Below are 4088 nucleotides of genomic sequence, written 5' to 3' on the forward strand. Positions count from 1 at the left end.
CGATCTTGGGTCGATCATATCGCGTCGCATACACGCGTCTCAGGTTATAGGATCAAGCCTCACGGGCAATTAGTATCGGTTAGCTTAACGCATTACTGCGCTTCCACACCCGACCTATCAACGTCCTGGTCTCGAACGATCCTTTAGAGGTCTTAAAGACCTAGGGAAGTCTTATCTTGAGGCGAGTTTCGCGCTTAGATGCTTTCAGCGCTTATCTCTTCCCGACTTAGCTACCCGGCAATGCCACTGGCGTGACAACCGGTACACCAGAGGTCAGTCCACTCCGGTCCTCTCGTACTAGGAGCAGCCCCCCTCAAACTTCCAACGCCCACTGCAGATAGGGACCAAACTGTCTCACGACGTTTTGAACCCAGCTCACGTACCACTTTAAATGGCGAACAGCCATACCCTTGGGACCGGCTACAGCCCCAGGATGTGATGAGCCGACATCGAGGTGCCAAACTCCGCCGTCGATGTGAACTCTTGGGCGGAATCAGCCTGTTATCCCCGGAGTACCTTTTATCCGTTGAGCGATGGCCCTTCCATTCAGAACCACCGGATCACTATGTCCTGCTTTCGCACCTGCTCGACTTGTCGGTCTCGCAGTTAAGCCACCTTTTGCCATTACACTATCAGTACGATGTCCGACCGTACCTAGGTGACCTTCGAGCTCCTCCGTTACAATTTGGGAGGAGACCGCCCCAGTCAAACTGCCTACCATGCACGGTCCCCGATCCAGATGATGGACCTAGGTTAGAACCTCAAAGGGGTCAGGGTGGTATTTCAAGGACGGCTCCACAGAAACTGGCGTCTCTGCTTCAAAGCCTCCCACCTATCCTACACAAACCACTTCAAAGTCCAATGCAAAGCTACAGTAAAGGTTCACGGGGTCTTTCCGTCTAGCAGCGGGGAGATTGCATCTTCACAAACACTTCAACTTCGCTGAGTCTCGGGAGGAGACAGTGTGGCCATCGTTACGCCATTCGTGCGGGTCGGAACTTACCCGACAAGGAATTTCGCTACCTTAGGACCGTTATAGTTACGGCCGCCGTTTACTGGGACTTCAATCAAGAGCTTGCACCCCATCATTTAATCTTCCAGCACCGGGCAGGCGTCACACCCTATACATCCACTTTCGTGTTAGCAGAGTGCTGTGTTTTTGATAAACAGTCGCAGCCACCATTTCTCTGCGGCCTTGTTCTGCTCCAGTTGTACACCTTCACATACTTAAGGCACACCTTCTCCCGAAGTTACGGTGTCAATTTGCCGAGTTCCTTCTCCCGAGTTCTCTCAAGCACCTTAGAATTCTCATCCTACCCACCTGTGTCGGTTTGCGGTACGGTTCGATATTAGCTGAAGCTTAGTGGCTTTTCTTGGAAGCAGGGTATCGCTCACTTCGTCTACAAGTAGACTCGTCATCACACCTCAGCGTTAAAGCAGCCCGGATTTGCCTAAGCTGCACGCCTACATGCTTAAACCAACTATTCCAACAGTTGGCTGAGGTAACCTTCTCCGTCCCCACATCGCACTAATACCAAGTACAGGAATATTAACCTGTTTCCCATCGACTACGCTTTTCAGCCTCGCCTTAGGGGCCGACTCACCCTGCGCCGATGAACGTTGCGCAGGAAACCTGGGGTTTTCGGTGAGGGGGCTTTTCACCCCCTTTATCGCTACTCATGTCAGCATTCGCACTTCTGATACCTCCAGCATCCTTCTCAAGACACCTTCACAGGCTTACAGAACGCTCCTCTACCATATGTACCATCGGTACATATCCGCGTCTTCGGTTATCAATTTGAGCCCCGTTACATCTTCCGCGCAGGACGACTCGACCAGTGAGCTATTACGCTTTCTTTAAATGATGGCTGCTTCTAAGCCAACATCCTGGCTGTCTATGCCTTCCCACCTCGTTTTCCACTTAATTGATCATTTGGGACCTTAGACGGCGGTCTGGGTTGTTTCCCTCTTGACACCGGACGTTAGCACCCGATGTCTGTCTCCCATGCTCGCACTTGACGGTATTCAGAGTTTGCCATGGTTTGGTAAGTCGCGATGACCCCCTAGCCATAACAGTGCTTTACCCCCGTCAGTGATACATGAGGCACTACCTAAATAGTTTTCGAGGAGAACCAGCTATTTCCAAGTTTGTTTAGCCTTTCACCCCTAGCCACAGCTCATCCCCTAACTTTGCAACGTTAGTGGGTTCGGACCTCCAGTGCGTGTTACCGCACCTTCATCCTGGCCATGGCTAGATCACTTGGTTTCGGGTCTACGCCCAGCAACTATGCGCCCTATTCGGACTCGGTTTCCCTACGCCTCCCCTATCTGGTTAAGCTTGCTACTGAACGTAAGTCGCTGACCCATTATACAAAAGGTACGCAGTCACCCCACGAAGGGGCTCCCACTGTTTGTATGCATCCGGTTTCAGGTTCTATTTCACTCCCCTCCCGGGGTTCTTTTCGCCTTTCCCTCACGGTACTGGTTCACTATCGGTCGATGATGAGTATTTAGCCTTGGAGGATGGTCCCCCCATCTTCAGACAGGATTTCTCGTGTCCCGCCCTACTTGTCGTACGCTTAGTACCACAATTGTGCTTTCATATACGGGGCTATCACCCACTATGGCCGGACTTTCCATTCCGTTCTATTAACACGACTGCTATCACGTACAGGCTCTTCCCATTTCGCTCGCCACTACTTTGGGAATCTCGGTTGATTTCTTTTCCTGCGGTTACTTAGATGTTTCAGTTCACCGCGTTCGCTTCACATGAGCTATGTATTCACTCAAGGATGACCCAAAAGGGCCGGGTTTCCCCATTCGGAAATCGCGGGATCAAAGCATTTTGCCAGCTCCCCCGCGCTTATCGCAGGCTATCACGTCCTTCGTCGCCTATCATCGCCAAGGCATCCACCAGATGCACTTATTCGCTTGATCCTATAACCTCAAACACGTGTGACCGTCTTCTCGGTTATTGAGTATCGGTATTTACGACATGTTGAATAGTTTCTCAGGCTATTCAACGGCTGATCTTTCGATCAGAGATACAATCAACCCAATTTGTTACTGTCGCTGTGGTGCTACCCACAACGGCATTTACTTCATTAGGAGATTTTACTTCTTCTATCTTGTTAAAGAACGATACAGATGCCAAAGGCATTCCGATTTAAGAAATCAGAATAAAACAAACCGGCTTACGCCAATTCGCTGAATTCTAAATCCTTGGTGATTGGTGGAGGATGACGGGATCGAACCGACGACCCCCTGCTTGCAAAGCAGGTGCTCTCCCAACTGAGCTAATCCCCCAATCTGGTATGACAAAGCTGTTCCATTTGCTAGCAAATGGTGGGTCAGATAGGAATCGAACCTATGACCCCCGCCTTATCAAGACGGTGCTCTAACCGACTGAGCTACTGACCCAGCTTTCAACCGAGTAGTTATTCAAGTCTCCTTGAACAACCGTCTCTGTATCTTCAACTCTACAGCCGATGAGTGTGAGTACTTGACCCGCAGGTCATTCTCTTGAAAGGAGGTGATCCAGCCGCAGGTTCCCCTACGGCTACCTTGTTACGACTTCACCCCAGTCATGAATCCCACCGTGGTAAGCGGCCTCCTTACGGTTAGCCTACCTACTTCTGGTGAAACCCACTCCCATGGTGTGACGGGCGGTGTGTACAAGGCCCGGGAACGTATTCACCGCGGCATGCTGATCCGCGATTACTAGCGATTCCGACTTCATGCACTCGAGTTGCAGAGTGCAATCCGGACTACGATCGGTTTTGTGAGATTGGCACCCCCTCGCGGGTTAGCGACCCTCTGTACCGACCATTGTATGACGTGTGAAGCCCTGGTCATAAGGGCCATGAGGACTTGACGTCATCCCCACCTTCCTCCGGTTTGTCACCGGCAGTCCCATTAAAGTGCTCAACTAAATGGTAGCAACTAATGGCAAGGGTTGCGCTCGTTGCGGGACTTAACCCAACATCTCACGACACGAGCTGACGACAGCCATGCAGCACCTGTGTTACGGCTCCCGAAGGCACTCCTCCGTCTCTGGAGGATTCCGTACATGTCAAGACCAGGTAAGG

Annotated in this window: 2 tRNA genes and 2 rRNA genes; all 4 read right to left on the minus strand. The window is 51.3% G+C overall.

The window, feature by feature from the left end:
* Positions 1–48: 48 nt before the first annotated feature.
* Positions 49–2937: ribosomal RNA gene (locus G482_RS0101070) — 23S ribosomal RNA — on the minus strand.
* Positions 2938–3230: 293 nt separating this feature from the next.
* Positions 3231–3306: transfer RNA gene (locus G482_RS0101075), tRNA-Ala, on the minus strand.
* Positions 3307–3343: 37 nt separating this feature from the next.
* Positions 3344–3420 (minus strand) — tRNA-Ile (locus G482_RS0101080).
* A gap of 105 nt (positions 3421–3525) precedes the next feature.
* A 16S ribosomal RNA gene (locus tag G482_RS0101085) occupies positions 3526–4088 on the minus strand; the annotation flags it as partial.

Source organism: Chitinibacter tainanensis DSM 15459 (genome assembly GCF_000429785.1).
GTDB lineage: Bacteria > Pseudomonadota > Gammaproteobacteria > Burkholderiales > Chitinibacteraceae > Chitinibacter > Chitinibacter tainanensis.